This window comes from Thermophagus xiamenensis, from assembly GCF_900112795.1.
GTDB lineage: Bacteria > Bacteroidota > Bacteroidia > Bacteroidales > Marinilabiliaceae > Thermophagus > Thermophagus xiamenensis.
In genome coordinates this window covers 132,265-148,352 of the sequence record NZ_FONA01000009.1, presented here as the reverse complement: position 1 = coordinate 148,352, position 16,088 = coordinate 132,265, and the positions used below count along the sequence as shown (strand labels likewise).

General features: G+C 42.8%; 11 protein-coding genes. 9 read left to right on the top strand and 2 right to left on the bottom strand.

Annotated features, from left to right (window positions below; translation table 11 throughout):
• Positions 1-276 precede the first annotated feature (276 nt).
• The 9 genes from ilvD (at position 277) to leuB (ending at position 12,313) form a co-directional block, all read left to right on the top strand.
• Positions 277-2,103, top strand: a complete 1,827-nt coding sequence (gene ilvD, locus BM130_RS07265; RefSeq protein ID WP_010526299.1) for a dihydroxy-acid dehydratase — start codon at positions 277-279, stop codon at positions 2,101-2,103.
• Positions 2,104-2,245: 142 nt separating this feature from the next.
• Positions 2,246-3,979: a biosynthetic-type acetolactate synthase large subunit gene (gene ilvB / locus BM130_RS07260; RefSeq protein WP_010526300.1), complete on the top strand. Its 1,734-nt coding sequence runs from the start codon at positions 2,246-2,248 to the stop codon at positions 3,977-3,979.
• 68 nt (positions 3,980-4,047) lie between these two features.
• Complete coding sequence (ilvN, locus tag BM130_RS07255; RefSeq protein ID WP_010526301.1) at positions 4,048-4,602, top strand: acetolactate synthase small subunit; 555 nt, start codon at positions 4,048-4,050, stop codon at positions 4,600-4,602.
• Positions 4,603-4,623: 21 nt separating this feature from the next.
• Positions 4,624-5,673: a ketol-acid reductoisomerase gene (gene ilvC, locus BM130_RS07250; RefSeq protein WP_010526302.1), complete on the top strand. Its 1,050-nt coding sequence runs from the start codon at positions 4,624-4,626 to the stop codon at positions 5,671-5,673.
• Between the two features lie 170 nt (positions 5,674-5,843).
• Positions 5,844-7,340, top strand: a complete 1,497-nt coding sequence (locus BM130_RS07245) for a 2-isopropylmalate synthase (protein ID WP_010526303.1) — start codon at positions 5,844-5,846, stop codon at positions 7,338-7,340.
• Positions 7,341-7,504: 164 nt separating this feature from the next.
• Positions 7,505-8,905: a 3-isopropylmalate dehydratase large subunit gene (gene leuC / locus BM130_RS07240; RefSeq protein WP_010526304.1), complete on the top strand. Its 1,401-nt coding sequence runs from the start codon at positions 7,505-7,507 to the stop codon at positions 8,903-8,905.
• 75 nt (positions 8,906-8,980) lie between these two features.
• Complete coding sequence (gene leuD / locus BM130_RS07235) at positions 8,981-9,574, top strand: 3-isopropylmalate dehydratase small subunit (RefSeq protein WP_010526305.1); 594 nt, start codon at positions 8,981-8,983, stop codon at positions 9,572-9,574.
• Between the two features lie 88 nt (positions 9,575-9,662).
• Positions 9,663-11,210, top strand: coding sequence for a hydroxymethylglutaryl-CoA lyase-like TIM-barrel protein (locus tag BM130_RS07230; protein WP_010526306.1), 1,548 nt, complete (start codon positions 9,663-9,665; stop codon positions 11,208-11,210).
• Between the two features lie 35 nt (positions 11,211-11,245).
• Positions 11,246-12,313 (top strand): 3-isopropylmalate dehydrogenase, encoded by a 1,068-nt coding sequence (gene leuB / locus BM130_RS07225; RefSeq protein ID WP_010526307.1) that lies wholly within the window; start codon positions 11,246-11,248, stop codon positions 12,311-12,313.
• Between the two features lie 154 nt (positions 12,314-12,467).
• On the opposite strand, the gene BM130_RS07220 is transcribed toward leuB, so the two are convergent.
• Both BM130_RS07220 and scpA read right to left on the bottom strand, forming a co-directional pair.
• Positions 12,468-13,634: a TlpA disulfide reductase family protein gene (locus BM130_RS07220; protein ID WP_010526308.1), complete on the bottom strand. Its 1,167-nt coding sequence runs from the start codon at positions 13,632-13,634 to the stop codon at positions 12,468-12,470.
• A 282-nt stretch (positions 13,635-13,916) separates the two neighbouring features.
• A complete protein-coding gene (gene scpA, locus BM130_RS07215) occupies positions 13,917-16,070 on the bottom strand; it encodes a methylmalonyl-CoA mutase (protein WP_010526309.1) in 2,154 nt (717 codons plus the stop codon).
• Positions 16,071-16,088 lie beyond the last annotated feature (18 nt).

Genomic DNA, 16,088 nt, shown 5'->3' with positions numbered 1-16,088 from the left:
GTGGTAAAATCCATAAAATTGGAAGAAAAAGTGAATTTTTTATTACAAAATGCTTGATTGTAATTTGAAAATATATACATTTGCAAAGAACAAATAAATTTGAACATGAATATGAACCTTTTTCTATCACTCATTCTCGTCAATATTATTATTCTCGTGGGACAACCAGGCAGAAGTGAGAATGGTGTATAGCTAAATAAATCCAACGAAATTTTAACCCCTCTCACTTCTGCGTGAGAGGGGTTTTTAATTTAAACAGGAAAAATACAGCGGATAATGAAACGAACTTTAAGAAGCGACACAACAACCCAAGGTCGCAGGATGGCCGGAGCAAGAAGCTTATGGCGTGCTAATGGCATGAAGGAGTCTCAGATGGGAAAACCATTAATTGCCATAGTTAACTCCTTTACTCAATTTGTGCCCGGACATGTTCATCTTCACCATATTGGACAAGAAATAAAAGAAATTATCGAAAAGCAAGGCTGCTTTGCTGCAGAGTTTAATACCATAGCCGTTGATGATGGCATCGCCATGGGGCATGACGGAATGTTATATTCGCTTCCTTCCAGAGATCTTATCGCCGATAGCGTAGAGTATATGGTTAACGCCCACAGGGCCGATGCAATGATCTGCATAAGTAATTGCGATAAGATTACTCCGGGTATGCTTATGGCAGCCATGCGTTTAAATATCCCCACCATTTTTGTTTCGGGTGGTCCTATGGAGGCCGGAAATAGCAATGGTAAAGCGCTTGACCTTATAGATGCAATGGTTATGGCGGCCGATGATTCTGTGTCTGATGAGGAAGTTTTAGCTGTCGAACAGAATGCTTGTCCTACATGCGGTTCTTGTAGTGGTATGTTTACAGCCAATTCAATGAACTGTTTGAATGAAGCAATTGGATTAGCCTTGCCTGGTAATGGTACTATTGTTGCAACCCACGTCAATCGGAAAAGACTTTTTGAAGAGGCTGCCAACAAAATTGTTGAACTTGCCTGGCGATATTATCGCGATGGTGACGATTCTGTGCTCCCTCGTTCGATTGCTACCCGACAAGCCTTTATGAATGCCATGACGCTTGATATAGCCATGGGAGGTTCTACCAACACCGTTTTGCACCTTTTGGCCATTGCTCATGAGGCAGGTGTCGATTTTACCATGGAAGATATTGATCAACTTTCTCGAAAAACCCCTGTATTAGCAAAAGTTGCACCCAATAGCCATTATCATATAGAGGATGTAAATCGTGCCGGTGGTATCTTGGGAATCCTGGCAGAGTTGGCTCGCCATAATTTAATAGATACCAGCGTTGGAAGGATTGACTACCCCACATTGGCCGAGGCTCTGAAAGAACACGATTTAAGAAGCGCATCGGTTACCGATATTGCTAAAGAAAAGTACAAAAGTGCTCCTGCCGGCTTTCGTAACCTGAAATTGGGTTCGCAAAATGCCGTGTATGATGAGTTTGATCTTGACCGGCAAAATGGTTGCATAAGAGATGTGGAACATGCCTATTCTAAAGATGGTGGACTGGCTGTTCTTTTTGGCAATATCGCCAAAGATGGATGTATCGTTAAAACCGCCGGGGTGGATGAATCAATTCTTCATTTTGAGGGGACCGCAAGGGTTTACGAATCACAAGACAGTGCATGTGAAGGAATACTTTCCGGTGAAGTGAAAGCAGGAGATGTTGTGGTCATAAAATATGAAGGCCCCAAAGGAGGACCAGGGATGCAGGAAATGTTGTATCCCACATCTTATATAAAATCACGTCATTTGGGTAAAGAGTGTGCCCTGATTACGGATGGTCGCTTCTCCGGCGGTACCTCAGGTTTGTCGATAGGACATATTTCACCAGAAGCAGCCGCAGGGGGAGAGATAGCGCTCGTTAAAACCGGAGATAAAATCATTATTGATATCCCTCAACGCAGTATCAATGTTGATATTTCTGAGGAAGAACTGGAGAAACGTCGCCAGCAGGAACTCAATAAAGGAACTGAAGCCTTTAAACCGTTATCCAGGAACCGATATGTGTCAAAAGCGCTTCAGGCTTATGCATCAATGGTTTCATCGGCCGACAAAGGTGCCGTTAGATTGATTTAATAGCTTAAAAGAAGAGGAACAACTTGCCCTTAACCAATTGCTTGTTCTTCTGCTGAAAAACAGTGTATTATATTCTTATTTAAAATAAGGAGAGCAGGTTTTTTTAAGTTAATTTTTATTAAAAATGTAACCTAGCATCGCCATGGAAACACAATCACAATTACTGATGAAGGAGAAAACCACAAAAACAACAAGGATGAGTGGCTCAGAAGCAGTGATACAATCTCTGCTCAGAGAAGGAACATCCATAATTTTTGGATATCCCGGAGGGGCTATTATGCCTATTTATGATGCTCTCCACGATCATCAAAAAGAACTCCACCATGTATTGACCCGACATGAACAAGGGGCACTACATGCGGCAGAAGGATATGCAAAAGTTACCGGAAAAGTGGGAGTCTGTTTTGCCACCTCAGGGCCCGGAGCAACAAATACCGTTACCGGTTTGGCAAATGCCATGATGGATTCTACACCGGTGGTATTAATAACCGGTCAGGTCGTTTCTTCTCTGTTGGGTACTGACGCTTTCCAGGAAACGGATGTGGTAGGCGTAACACAGCCTGTTACTAAATGGAATTATCAGGTACGACGTGCCGAAGATATTCCTGCTGCCATTGCCCGCGCTTTCTATATTGCTCGTTCCGGGCGCCCCGGACCGGTTGTTATCGATATTACCAAAGATGCTCAAATTAATCAACTGGATTTTTATTATGAGCCCGTAAAGAGCATTCGGAGTTATACCCCTGAATACCCCGCTGATTTGGCGCAGATTGAAGAGGCAGCTCGATTAATCAATCTGTCCAAAAAACCGTTGGCACTGGTTGGACAAGGGGTTATTATTGGCAATGCCGAAAAAGAACTTCTTGATTTTCTCGAAAAATCTGGTATCCCTGCTGCCTGGACTCTGTTGGGGCTGTCGGCTGTCCCTTCTGACCATCCCCTTAATGTGGGCATGCTTGGTATGCATGGTAACTATGGACCAAATATTAAAACCAATGAGGCAGACTTAATCGTGGCCATCGGGATGCGCTTTGACGATAGGGTGACCGGCGATCTTTCCAGATATGCTACCAATGCCAAAATAATTCACATGGAAATTGACCCTGCCGAAATAAACAAAAATGTACATGCCGATGTTCCTATTCTTGGAAATGTTAAAAAGACCCTTCCCTTGCTTACCGAAAAGATTGTTAAAAACGATCATTCGGATTGGCTTAAAGAATTTGAAGCCTGCCAGCGTGTAGAATATAACAGAATCATTGAAAAACAACTTAATCCTATTGAAAAGGGAATTACTATGGGTGAAGTGGTGGCCAAAGTTTCTCAAGCTTTCGATAATGATGCCATTATGGTCACCGATGTTGGGCAACATCAAATGATGGGGGCACGATACTTTAAGTTTAAACAAAGTAGAAGTGTTGTTACTTCCGGAGGCCTTGGAACAATGGGCTTTGGACTTCCCGCTGCTATGGGAGCGAAACTCGGGGCACCCGATCGGCAAGTGTGCGTGTTTGTGGGTGATGGTGGCCTGCAAATGACTATTCAAGAGTTGGGCACGATTTACCAAACACAGATACCGGTTAAAATTGTGTTACTTAATAATAATTTCCTTGGGATGGTACGGCAATGGCAGGAACTCTTCTTTGACAAACGATACGCCTCTACCGAATTAATTAATCCCGATTTTCAGACCATTGCCAAAGGTTATCATATCCCTTCGCTTAAAGTTTCAGAACGCCAAGATTTGGATGAGGCAATTCAAAAGATGGTTGAAGCTGATGGACCTTTCTTATTAGAAGTGATTGTGGAAAAAGAAGGCAATGTATTTCCGATGGTTCCTGCGGGAGCTTCTGTGTCAGATATTAGGCTTGAATAAACCTTTGGATTTGTCGGAACTTTTTCCAAGTTATTCAGGTAATTTTTATTCATTAAATGGAAAACAAAATGACAACACAAGAAAAAGAAGAGTTTACACTCTCAATATATTCGGAAAATCATGTTGGGCTGCTCAACCAAATCACTACGGTTTTTACGCGCCGTCATATAAACATTGAAAGTCTGACTACTTCAGAGTCGGCTATTGCTGGCATCCATAAGTTTACAATTGTTGTGTTTGCCACAGCCGATCAGATTAAAAAATTAGCCAAGCAAATAGAAAAACGAATCGACGTACTCAAAGTCTTCGTCTTCCGTGCCGATGAGATTATTCATCAGGAAATCGCCTTGTACAAAGTGTCTACCGGTTCATTACTCGGAGGTAATGAAATTGAAATGCTGGTCCGTCAATATGGAGCACGTATCCTGGAAATTACGCCCGAGTATACCGTAATTGAAAAAACAGGGCATAAAAACGAAACGCAAGAGTTGTTTGAAAAACTTGAACCTTATGGCGTTTCTCAATTTGTTCGTTCTGGTCGTATCGCTATCACAAAGTTGAAGAAGGAGCTGCTAGAATCTTATCTTAAGAAACTTGAAACCGATGCTATTCAATTAAACTAATTCAATAACAAATTTTTTATCATGGCAAAAATCAATTTTGGTGGAACTGAAGAAAATGTGGTGACCCGCGAAGAGTTCCCATTGTCTAAAGCTCAGGAAGTATTGAAAGACGAAACCATCGCCGTTATCGGTTATGGTGTTCAAGGCCCGGGACAATCCTTGAATCTTAAAGACAATGGCTTTAACGTTATTGTTGGACAACGAAAGGACTCAAAGAGTTGGGATAAGGCTATTAAAGATGGGTGGGAACCCGGAAAAACTCTTTTCCCAATAGAAGAAGCGTTGGAAAGAGGAACCATTATTCAATATCTTCTTTCCGATGCGGGACAAATAGCTGTTTGGCCAACGGTTAAAAAGCACCTTAAACCCGGGAATGCCCTGTATTTTTCTCATGGGTTTGGTATAACCTATAAAGAAAGAACCAATATCATTCCGCCCAAGGATGTGGACGTTATTTTGGTGGCCCCTAAAGGTTCGGGAACCAGTTTGAGAAGAATGTTCCTTGAAGGCCGTGGACTTAACTCCAGTTATGCTATTTTCCAGGATGCCACCGGAAGAGCTTTTGAAAGGGTCATCGCTTTAGGTATTGGTGTCGGAAGTGGATATCTTTTTGAAACCACCTTCCAAAAAGAAGTTTATAGTGACCTTACCGGTGAGCGGGGTACTTTGATGGGAGCCATTCAAGGCCTTTTTGCTGCTCAATATGAGGTGCTACGTGCTAATGGACATTCACCTTCCGAAGCTTTCAATGAAACAGTGGAAGAACTCACTCAAAGTCTTATGCCTTTGGTGGCCGAAAATGGTATGGACTGGATGTACGCCAATTGCTCAACTACGGCACAGCGTGGCGCTCTCGATTGGTGGAAAAAATTCAGAGATGCAACGCTACCTGTATTTAAGGAGTTGTATAGTGAAGTAGCTAAAGGCAACGAAGCTCAACGGGCTATTGATGCTAATAGTCAAAAAGATTACCGGGAAAAACTTGAAGAAGAACTTAAAGAGCTTCGAGAGTCCGAAATGTGGGCTGCCGGCGCTGTTGTGCGTACTCTTCGTCCCGAAAATCAAAAATAGGTTTGGATTAAACAAAATTCATTGCTAAATGGTTATCGGTTGAAAACTTATTCTCTTATTTGTCAGCCGATAACTGTTTTAATCCTAAAGAATTGGAATTAAAATAGTGGAATATTATCTTAAATATTAAACCTAAAACCGGATTAATCCGGACTGAAAACTAAAAATCCATGAGTAACAGAGTCTATATTTTCGACACCACACTGCGGGATGGCGAACAAGTCCCGGGTTGCCAGCTGAACACTATCGAAAAAATTGAGGTAGCCAGACAGCTGGAAAAACTCGGCGTCGATATTATCGAAGCCGGATTTCCGGTCTCCAGTCCGGGTGACTTTAACTCGGTGGTCGAAATATCAAAAGTCTTAAAGGACACTACTATTTGTGCATTATCCAGAGCTGTCAAAAAAGATATTGAAGTGGCCGCCGATGCTTTGAAATATGCAAAAAAGGGGCGAATTCATACCGGTATCGGAACTTCATTTTACCATATCAATTATAAATTAAAATCTAATCCTGATGAGATTATCAAAAAAGCTGTGGAGGCGGTAAAATTTGCCCGTAACCTGATCGATGATGTGGAATTTTATGCCGAAGATGCAGGTCGTACCGACAATGAATATTTGGCCCGGGTGGTTGAGGCGGTTATCGATGCCGGGGCTACTGTTGTTAATATTCCGGATACTACGGGCTACTGTTTACCACAGGAATATGGTGAAAAGATTGCTTTCCTGATGAATCATGTGCCAAACATCGATAAGGCTATTATTTCTACTCACTGTCACAATGATCTTGGGATGGCTACCGCTAATTCCTTGTCGGGCATTATTAATGGTGCACGCCAGGTAGAAGTTACCATTAACGGTATAGGTGAGCGTGCCGGGAATACCTCTCTTGAGGAGGTTGTGATGGCCATTAAGTGTCATAAAGACCTCGACTTTGAAACCAATATCAATACGCGGGAAATAATGAAGAGTAGCCGCCTGGTGTCCACGCTAATGCGGATGCCTGTTCAACCTAACAAGGCAATTGTAGGCCGGAATGCCTTTGCACACTCTTCGGGTATTCATCAGGATGGTGTTCTCAAAAACCGGGAAAATTATGAAATTATTGACCCCGCAGAAGTTGGGGTTAAAGAATCTTCCATTGTACTGACCGCCAGAAGTGGTCGTGCCGCGTTAAAACATCGTTTGCAGGTTTTGGGATATAATCTCGAAAGCGATGAATTGGATGAAGTATATCAACGCTTTTTGGATCTCGCGGATAAAAAGAAAGATATTACCGATGAAGATCTTCAGATACTGGCCGGAAGAGAGCAGAGTCACAAAGACAAGCCATTGCAATTGAAGCTCCTGCAGGTTGTTTGTGGAAAATCAACGGTGCCAACAGCTACGGTTCAGATTAGCTTTAATGGCGATGTTTTTACCGAAACAGCTTCCGGTAACGGTCCTATTGATGCTGCCTTTACGGCTGTAAAAGCTCTTATTAAACGGAGAGTACGGCTTGAAGAATTTCTCATTCAAGCTATTACACGTGGCAGCGATGATTTGGGGAAAGTTCATGTTCAGGTTGAACATAAAGGGCAAACTTATTATGGTTTTGCCGCTCATACCGATATCATAACAGCTTCGGTTGAAGCCTTTTTAGATGCGGTGGGCAAAATTGCCTAACTATATCTTTAGTCATATAAAAGTTGATTAGTTCACAGGATTGATGGAACTCGCATGGCAAGGATTAATACACTCTCTTTTGAGTTAACTTTTCATTGTCATGCCTGTTTCATCCTGATAAATATTCAGAATAATAATTAGTAAACCCTTAAAAATAAAATACCTTGGCAGGAAAAACTTTATTCGAAAAGATATGGGAAAAGCACGTGGTAACAACCGTAGAAGGTGGTCCCAGCGTGCTGTATATCGACCGTCATTTTGTTCATGAGGTGACTAGTCCTCAGGCTTTTGATGGTCTTAGAAATCGAGGGATAAAAGTCAGACAGCCTCAAAAAACGGTGGCTACTGCCGACCATAACATCCCAACATTGGGGCAGGATCAGCCTATAAGGGACGAATTAAGCCGTTTCCAGGTGAATAAATTGGCCGAAAACTGCAAAGAATTTGGTGTGCCTCTTTACGGACTTAACCACCCATGGAATGGAATTGTACACGTTATCGGCCCCGAACTTGGCATTACGCAGCCCGGAATGACCATCGTTTGTGGTGATAGCCATACCTCTACTCACGGTGCATTTGGAAGCATTGCCTTTGGCATAGGAACCAGTGAGGTGGAGATGGTGCTTGCTACCCAGACACTACTTCAAAACAAGCCCAAAACCATGCGCATTAATATTGAGGGTGAGTTAGGTAAAGGTGTTATGTCAAAAGACATCGTCCTTTACATTATCTCACAAATTGGAACCGGAGGGGCTACCGGGTACTTTGTAGAATTTGCCGGCTCTGCCATTCGGAGCCTTTCCATGGAGGCGCGCATGACCATTTGTAATATGAGTATTGAGATGGGGGCAAGAGGTGGAATGATTGCTCCGGATGAAACAACCTTTGAATATATCAAGGGAAGAGAGTTTGCGCCCAAAGGTGCCGACTGGGACAAAGCCGTTGAGGCCTGGCGTCAGTTGCCTTCTGACCCCGATGCGGTTTTCGATAAAGAATTAACCTTCCGGGCTTCGGATATTGAGCCAATGATAACCTATGGGACTAACCCGGGTATGGGCATCGGTATCAGCAAATCTATTCCGAATACTGAAGATATTGAAGAGGCTACGCGGCCTACTTTCCAAAAGTCGCTGCAATATATGGAATTTAAGCCCGGTGAGCCCATGCTTGGGAAAAAGGTAGACTATGTCTTTGTCGGTAGTTGTACCAATGGTCGCATTGAAGACCTCAGGGCCTTTGCACAATTTGTCAAAGGAAAGAAAAAGGCGGATAACGTAACTGCCTGGATTGTGCCTGGTAGCCGTCAGGTTGAGGCTCAGGCAGAAAAGGAAGGTCTTAGGAAAATCCTTGAGGAGGCCGGATTCGAAATGCGGCAACCAGGATGTTCTGCATGTCTTGCCATGAATGACGACAAAATACCCGAGGGTAATTACGCTGTTTCTACATCCAACCGCAACTTTGAAGGTCGCCAGGGTCCCGGTGCCAGAACCATGCTTGCCAGCCCTATTACTGCTGCTGCAGCTGCTATTACCGGAAAAATTACCGACCCCCGCGATTTCTTATAATTTTTTACCGGTATCATTTAATGATGCCGGGCTGATTTCAATTTAATATTAGATACAAATTCAAAAGACATAAATATGCCAATAGAAAAGTTTACCAAATTGGTCTCTTCTTGCGTCCCCCTTCCAATAGAGAATGTGGACACAGATCAGATTATACCTGCCCGATTTCTGAAGGCTACTACCAGAGAAGGTTTTGGAAACAATTTGTTCGCCGATTGGCGTTATGATAAAAGCGGTAACCCAAAAGAAGATTTTGTGCTGAACAACCCCAGGTATTCAGGGAAAATATTGGTTGCCGGCCAGAATTTTGGAAGTGGTTCCAGTCGCGAACATGCTGCCTGGGCTATTGTAGGGTATGGCTTCAAAGCCGTAGTGTCCAGCTTTTTTGCTGATATCTTTAAAAACAATGCCCTTAATAATGGTTTATTGCCTGTCCAGGTTTCGAAAGAATTTCTTCAAAAACTCTTTCAGGCTATAGAAAAAGAGCCTGCAACAGAAGTGGAGGTGGACCTTGAAAACCAAACCATTCGGATTTTACAGGAGGGCATAGCCGAATCGTTTGATATCAATCCTTACAAGAAAAAGTGTCTGCTTAACGGATTTGATGATATCGACTATTTGTTAAGTATAAATCATGAGATAGAAGCCTGGGAAAAAGAACATGCTTGATAACAACTTGATTATGTAGAAGCTGAGTATTAATTTTTGGGGCACTCTGAATTTTTTCTTTAGAGCGTTCCTTTATCAACAAGAGCCGATGAGAACCATAGAAGTGATGGATACCACCCTTCGGGATGGTGAACAAACAACGGGTGTTTCATTTAATGATGCCGAGAAGCTGACTATCACCCGATTGCTGTTGGATGAGGTAAAGGTTAATCGCATAGAGGTGGCCTCGGCCAGAGTCTCCGAGGGAGAACGAAAGGCGGTCCAACGTTTGACAAAATGGGCCAAAGATCATAATTGCCTGGAAAGAATAGAAGTACTTGGATTTGTTGACGGTACAACCTCTCTTGACTGGATCAATGATGCGGGAGGTAAAGTTATTAACCTTTTGACAAAAGGATCTCTTAAGCACCTTACCGGGCAGCTTCGCAAAACAAAAGAAGAACATTTGGCCGATATTGTTTTTGTGATTAAAGAAGCTGAGAAACGTGGGATAACCGTAAATGTTTACCTTGAAGACTGGTCTAATGGGATGCTTAATTCTCCGGATTACGTGGAGTTCATGATTAATGGAATTGGGAAAACTTCCGTTAAGCGAATCATGCTCCCTGATACTCTCGGAATCTTAAATCCGGATCAAACTTACGAATTTTGCAAAACCATGACCCAAAAGTTCCCCGATATTCATTTTGATTATCATGCACATAATGATTATGATTTATCGGTTGCCAATGTATTTTATGCTATCAAAGCCGGTGTACGGGGAATTCATACCACAGTAAATGGTTTGGGTGAACGAGCCGGGAATGCCCCTTTGGCCAGTGTGGTGGGTATTTTGAATGATCATCTTAAAGTTCCAAATACTATTGATGAGAGTAAACTCACCAAGATTTCACGCATGGTTGAAACTTTTTCCGGGCTGAGAATTCCTGCCAATAAACCTTTGACGGGCGAAAATGTATTTACGCAATGTAGTGGGGTGCATGCCGATGGCGACAATAAAGATAATCTCTATTTTAACAAGTTGATGCCCGAGCGTTTTGGACGTGTTCGCCGATATGCTCTGGGGAAAACTTCGGGGAAAGCCAATATTAAGAAGAACCTTGAAGAATTAGGAATTGAATTGGGGCCTGAAGAGATGAAAAAAGTTACCCAACGTGTCATTGAATTGGGGGATAAAAAAGAAAATGTTACGCCGGAGGATTTGCCCTATATCATTTCCGATGTCTTGAAAACTGAGCGGATTGATAATCATATCAAGCTTAAAAATTATCACTTGGCCATTGTTCAGGGATTAAAACCTGTGGCTACTATTTCCCTTCAGATTGGAAAAGAAGTTTATAATGAGACTTCAGTGGGGGATGGTCAATATGATGCTTTTATGAAAGCTTTGTGGCGCATTTATGAGAAATTAGGAAAAGAACATCCTACTCTTATCGATTATTGGGTTTCTATTCCTCCTGGCGGAAAAACCGATGCTTTGGTTGAAACGGTTATTACCTGGGATTATAAGAATCAGGAATTCAAAACCAGAGGATTGGATGCCGACCAAACCGAGGCTGCTATTAAAGCTACTATGAAAATGCTCAACATCATCGAGAATAAAGAAAATGGATTAATAATTAATAGTAAATCCTAAATTCTTAGGTCCAAACAAAACATTAATTGAATAAAATGAAGTTAAATATTGCTGTGTTGCCCGGTGACGGTATCGGGCCTGAAATAGTTGAACAAGCCAAAAAATCTCTGGATGCTGTTCTAAAGAAGAAAGGTCATGAAGCCAATTATACTGAAGCACCGGTAGGGGCTGTTGCTATAGATCAAACCGGTGACCCTTACCCCGAAGAAACGCATCAAATTTGTATGAATGCCGATGCCGTCCTTTTTGGAGCCATCGGAGACCCTAAATATGATAACGATCCCAAGGCCAAAGTACGTCCGGAGCAAGGTCTTCTGGCCATGCGTAAAAAACTTGGTCTTTATGCCAATATTCGTCCGGTGACTACTTTCCCTTCATTAATTCATAAATCACCTTTGCGCTCCGACCTGGTTGACGGTGCCGATTTTGTTGCTATTCGTGAATTAACAGGGGGTATTTATTTTGGGCGTCCTCAAGGACGGTCAGAAGACGGTCGTACCGCCTATGATACCAATGTTTATACGGTGGAGGAGATTGAACGCATTACTCGCCTGGCTTTTGACTTTGCCATGAAGCGCCGGAAGAAATTAACCGTTGTCGACAAAGCCAATGTTTTGGCCACATCACGTCTGTGGCGCGAAACGGTACAAGCCATTGCTCCCGATTTCCTCGAGGTTGAGGTTGAATATATGTTTGTGGATAATGCTGCCATGCAAATTATCCAATGGCCAAAGCGTTTTGATGTGATGTTGACTGAAAATATGTTTGGGGATATCCTGACCGATGAGGCTAGTGTTATTACCGGTTCTCTGGGGCTTTTGCCTTCCGCTTCGATTGGAGTGCATACCTCCGTTTTCGAGCCCATTCATGGTTCTTATCCTCAGGCAGCCGGAAAAAATATTGCCAATCCGCTAGCTACTATTCTCTCAGCCGCCCTTATGCTCGAATCGGCTTTCAACCTGAAAGAAGAAGCTAACATGATTAGGACGGCGGTAGAGGCTTCGCTCGAACAGGGAAAAGTGACAGAGGATATCGATAAATCTAACGCTCTCTCAACTTCGGAGGTGGGAGATTGGATTGCTGAGTATATTACCTCGATGTAATGGTTTTAACGAACTCATATTTATATAAAAGCACCGGCAGTCAAAAAATGAAAATCTGACTGCCGGTTTCTTTTTTATGTTTTAAGATTGAGATGTTTGAATCTTTTACTCCAATCCGGAGCATAGGATAATTTTTATTTATGCATTAAACAAATTATAATGCTTCCTCAATTTTTTCTTCCAGTATGCTTCCAAACAGATTTTTCCCAATTATATCACCATCGCGGCTTATCAAATAATTGGCAGGGAGTTGTTTGACGTTATATACCCTGGCCGGGTAAGAATCGGTATACCTTAAATCACTAACATTTATCCAGGGCAGGTTATCATTAATAACGGCATTTTCCCAAAGAACCTTACTCCGGTCAAGAGACACCTGGTATATTTCAAAGCCCCGGTGATGATATTTTTCATAAACCTTTTTTAAATGGTCATTAGCCCGACGTGATGCCTCGTTCCAGGATGCCCAAAACGATAAAAGGACGACTTTCCCTTGTAGTGAAGATAGAGCAATTTCCTCGCCGTATATATTTTTTTCACTAATTTCAGGGATTGTTTTTTCGGCTTTAGATTCAAGTTCTTTAAGTATTTGGACCTGTTTTTCCTGGACTTTGGCACTTAATACGTAGTTGTAAAGTTGTTTTACTCTTGGGGATTCAGGATACAGAAGGTTTAGACTGGTGGCTATAGTGGCAAAATAAACCTGCTCTTTTTTATCCATCACATTAAGAACCATTGTGTTATCGCTCAATCGTTGGAATAAAGCATAATAACTGGCAAAAGAGCGCGGGTTATCCATTACAAAGGTTCCTATGAAATTTTTATGCTTATCAATCGCTTCTTTTAGTTGACGGGCTATCTCGCTTTTTTGGTAGGTAACATCATCATTGGGCAAGGCCTCATATATTTCCATGAGACTATCTACCGTATGGCGTAAGCTTTTAAGCCTTTGATTTAATATCTGAATCTTTTTTGAGCCAATGGAACCTTCAAGGGTATAAGTGTCTTCTAAATTTTTCCCCTCAGCCAAAATATTGACATGTTCGGTAGTGTCAAGCAAAAGTGTTATGAAATTACTGGGGGATAATCTTAAACGGAAAAAAGTTGGTACTTGCAACCGTTCTCCTTTAAACGAAAATTTTCCTTTATGATTTAAGACTACACTATCAATAGGAAAATCTCTGTCTAATTGCATCTTTTCCAGGAACAGTGTTTTCCCTTCAGCGCCGGTTATGGTTCCTTTTATTTGATATTTATTCTGATTGCATCCCGAAAACACTGTAACGAGAACAACAAATGCGATGAAATAAACCCTTCTCATTGATATCTATTGGTGTTATTAATTTTGTTTGAATGTTCTATTGTGTTGTCTTTAGTATAACGAGGTTCAAAGATAAATCTTATTTTTTATTCCTATAAATTTTATCTAAGTTATTGGCCAAATGGACTTCGCATGGCAGTGGTTTCCGCATGTTCTTTGGGTGGTTAGTTTTCCTTCCATTTGCCTTTTATGGGTTGTTAAAAAGGTAATAATAATAAAAAACCTGCCGGGTGTTATTACCGGCAGGTATATGGTAAAAAGAAGATTTTTAAAGCATATCAATTATTCTTCATAACTCTGAAGCAAAAGCTTCAGGATTTCGATGGCAGCACGTGATACCGATGATCCCGGGCCAAAGATTCCGGCAACACCACAGTCGTACAAAAACTGATAATCCTGGTGGGGGATTACCCCGCCGGCAATAACCAGGATATCATCACGACCCAGCTTTTTCAATTCTTCTATTACCTGGGGTACCAGAGTTTTGTGCCCGGCAGCCAAAGAAGAAACACCCAAAACGTGAACATCGTTTTCTACGGCCTGGCGAGCAGTCTCTGCCGGCGTCTGGAACAAGGGACCCATGTCCACGTCGAAACCTATGTCGGCATAACCGGTGGCCACTACTTTTGCTCCGCGGTCATGACCATCCTGCCCCATCTTGGCAATCATAATACGGGGTTGACGACCCTCTTTTTCGGCAAATTCACGGGCCAAGGCACGAGCTTGTTCAAATTCGCTGTCATGTCCCGCTTCTGATGAATATACACCATTTATTGACCGTATCACTGCTTTATACCTCCCAACAACTTTTTCACAAGCATAAGAAATTTCACCCAACGAGGCACGTTTCTTAGCGGCTTCTACTGCCAGTTCCAGCAGGTTTCCTTCACCGGTTTCAACGGCTTTCGTGATGGCTGCCAGTGCTGCCTGTACTTCTTCTTCGTTGCGTTCGGCACGCAGTTTCTTTAACCTTTCAATCTGTGCGTTCCGAACGGCCGTATTGTCTATTTCAAGAATATCGATGGGATCTTCTTTTTCAAGGCGGTAGCGATTGGTACCTACAATGACTTGTTTGCCGCTGTCTATTTTAGCCTGAGTGCGGGCAGCAGCCTCTTCGATACGCATCTTGGGAAGACCAGTCTCGATGGCTTTCGCCATACCACCCATCTCTTCAATTTCCTGGATGTGCGCCCACGCTTTTTCAGCCAGTTCCTTGGTCAGCGATTCTACATAATAAGAACCGGCCCAGGGATCGATAGCCTTTGTTATCTGGGTTTCTTCCTGAATGTATATCTGAGTGTTACGAGCAATACGTGCCGAAAAGTCGGTAGGCAGAGCAATAGCTTCATCCAGGGCATTGGTATGAAGCGACTGTGTGTGTCCCAGAGCTGCAGCCATAGCCTCGATACAGGTACGTCCCACGTTGTTGTAAGGATCTTGCTCCTGTAATGACCACCCGGATGTTTGCGAGTGAGTCCGCAAGGCCATGGATTTGGGATTCTGGGGATTAAACTGCTTAACGATTTTTGCCCATAGCATCCGTGCGGCGCGCATCTTGGCAATCTCCATGAAGTGATTCATGCCGATAGCCCAGAAAAACGATAAGCGCGGTGCAAAGGCATCCACATTCAAGCCAGCTTTAATACCGGTTCGTAGGTATTCCAGTCCGTCGGCAAGGGTATAAGCCAATTCCAAATCGGCGGTAGCACCTGCCTCCTGCATGTGATAACCCGATATAGAGATGCTGTTGAATTTGGGCATGTTTTTCGACGTGTATTCGAAAATGTCGGCTATGATGCGCATTGAGAATTCGGGCGGATAAATATAAGTGTTACGCACCATGAACTCCTTCAGGATATCGTTCTGGATGGTACCGCTCAACTCTTCCAATTTGGCACCTTGTTCAAGTCCGGTAACGATATAAAAGGCCATGATGGGCAATACAGCACCGTTCATGGTCATCGATACCGACATCTTATTTAAAGGAATACCATCGAAAAGCACTTTCATGTCTAAGATAGAATCGATGGCCACCCCTGCTTTTCCTACGTCGCCTACCACGCGCTCATGGTCTGAGTCGTAACCGCGGTGGGTTGCCAGGTCAAACGCTACCGACAGACCTTTCTGTCCGGCAGCCAGGTTACGACGATAGAAGGCATTGGACTCTTCGGCTGTGGAAAATCCTGCATATTGACGAATTGTCCACGGACGCATGGTATACATGGTCGAATAGGGTCCGCGAAGATAGGGAGGAAGTCCGGCAGCATAATTCAAATGCTCCATTCCTTCCAGGTCTTCTTTCGAATAGACAGGTTTCACCGGTATTTGTTCCGGCGTTACCCAATCCTTTTTAATGGAATGCTGTTGCTCCCAGGCTTTGGCATCAAACGAAAGCCTGTCGCTTTTGTAATCTATTTTTGAAAAATCTGGTCTCATAATGACTGTTTTTTTAAC

What these genes read in the sequence shown, in the direction of transcription:
- ilvD (WP_010526299.1), top strand. Translation starts at nt 277, where the DNA reads ATGAAACGAACTTTAAGAAGCGACACAACAACCCAAGGTCGCAGGATG.
- ilvB (WP_010526300.1), top strand. Translation starts at nt 2,246, where the DNA reads ATGGAAACACAATCACAATTACTGATGAAGGAGAAAACCACAAAAACA.
- ilvN (WP_010526301.1), top strand. Translation starts at nt 4,048, where the DNA reads ATGACAACACAAGAAAAAGAAGAGTTTACACTCTCAATATATTCGGAA.
- ilvC (WP_010526302.1), top strand. Translation starts at nt 4,624, where the DNA reads ATGGCAAAAATCAATTTTGGTGGAACTGAAGAAAATGTGGTGACCCGC.
- BM130_RS07245 (WP_010526303.1), top strand. Translation starts at nt 5,844, where the DNA reads ATGAGTAACAGAGTCTATATTTTCGACACCACACTGCGGGATGGCGAA.
- leuD (WP_010526305.1), top strand. Translation starts at nt 8,981, where the DNA reads ATGCCAATAGAAAAGTTTACCAAATTGGTCTCTTCTTGCGTCCCCCTT.
- BM130_RS07230 (WP_010526306.1), top strand. Translation starts at nt 9,663, where the DNA reads ATGAGAACCATAGAAGTGATGGATACCACCCTTCGGGATGGTGAACAA.
- leuB (WP_010526307.1), top strand. Translation starts at nt 11,246, where the DNA reads ATGAAGTTAAATATTGCTGTGTTGCCCGGTGACGGTATCGGGCCTGAA.
- BM130_RS07220 (WP_010526308.1), bottom strand. Translation starts at nt 13,634, where the DNA reads ATGAGAAGGGTTTATTTCATCGCATTTGTTGTTCTCGTTACAGTGTTT.
- scpA (WP_010526309.1), bottom strand. Translation starts at nt 16,070, where the DNA reads ATGAGACCAGATTTTTCAAAAATAGATTACAAAAGCGACAGGCTTTCG.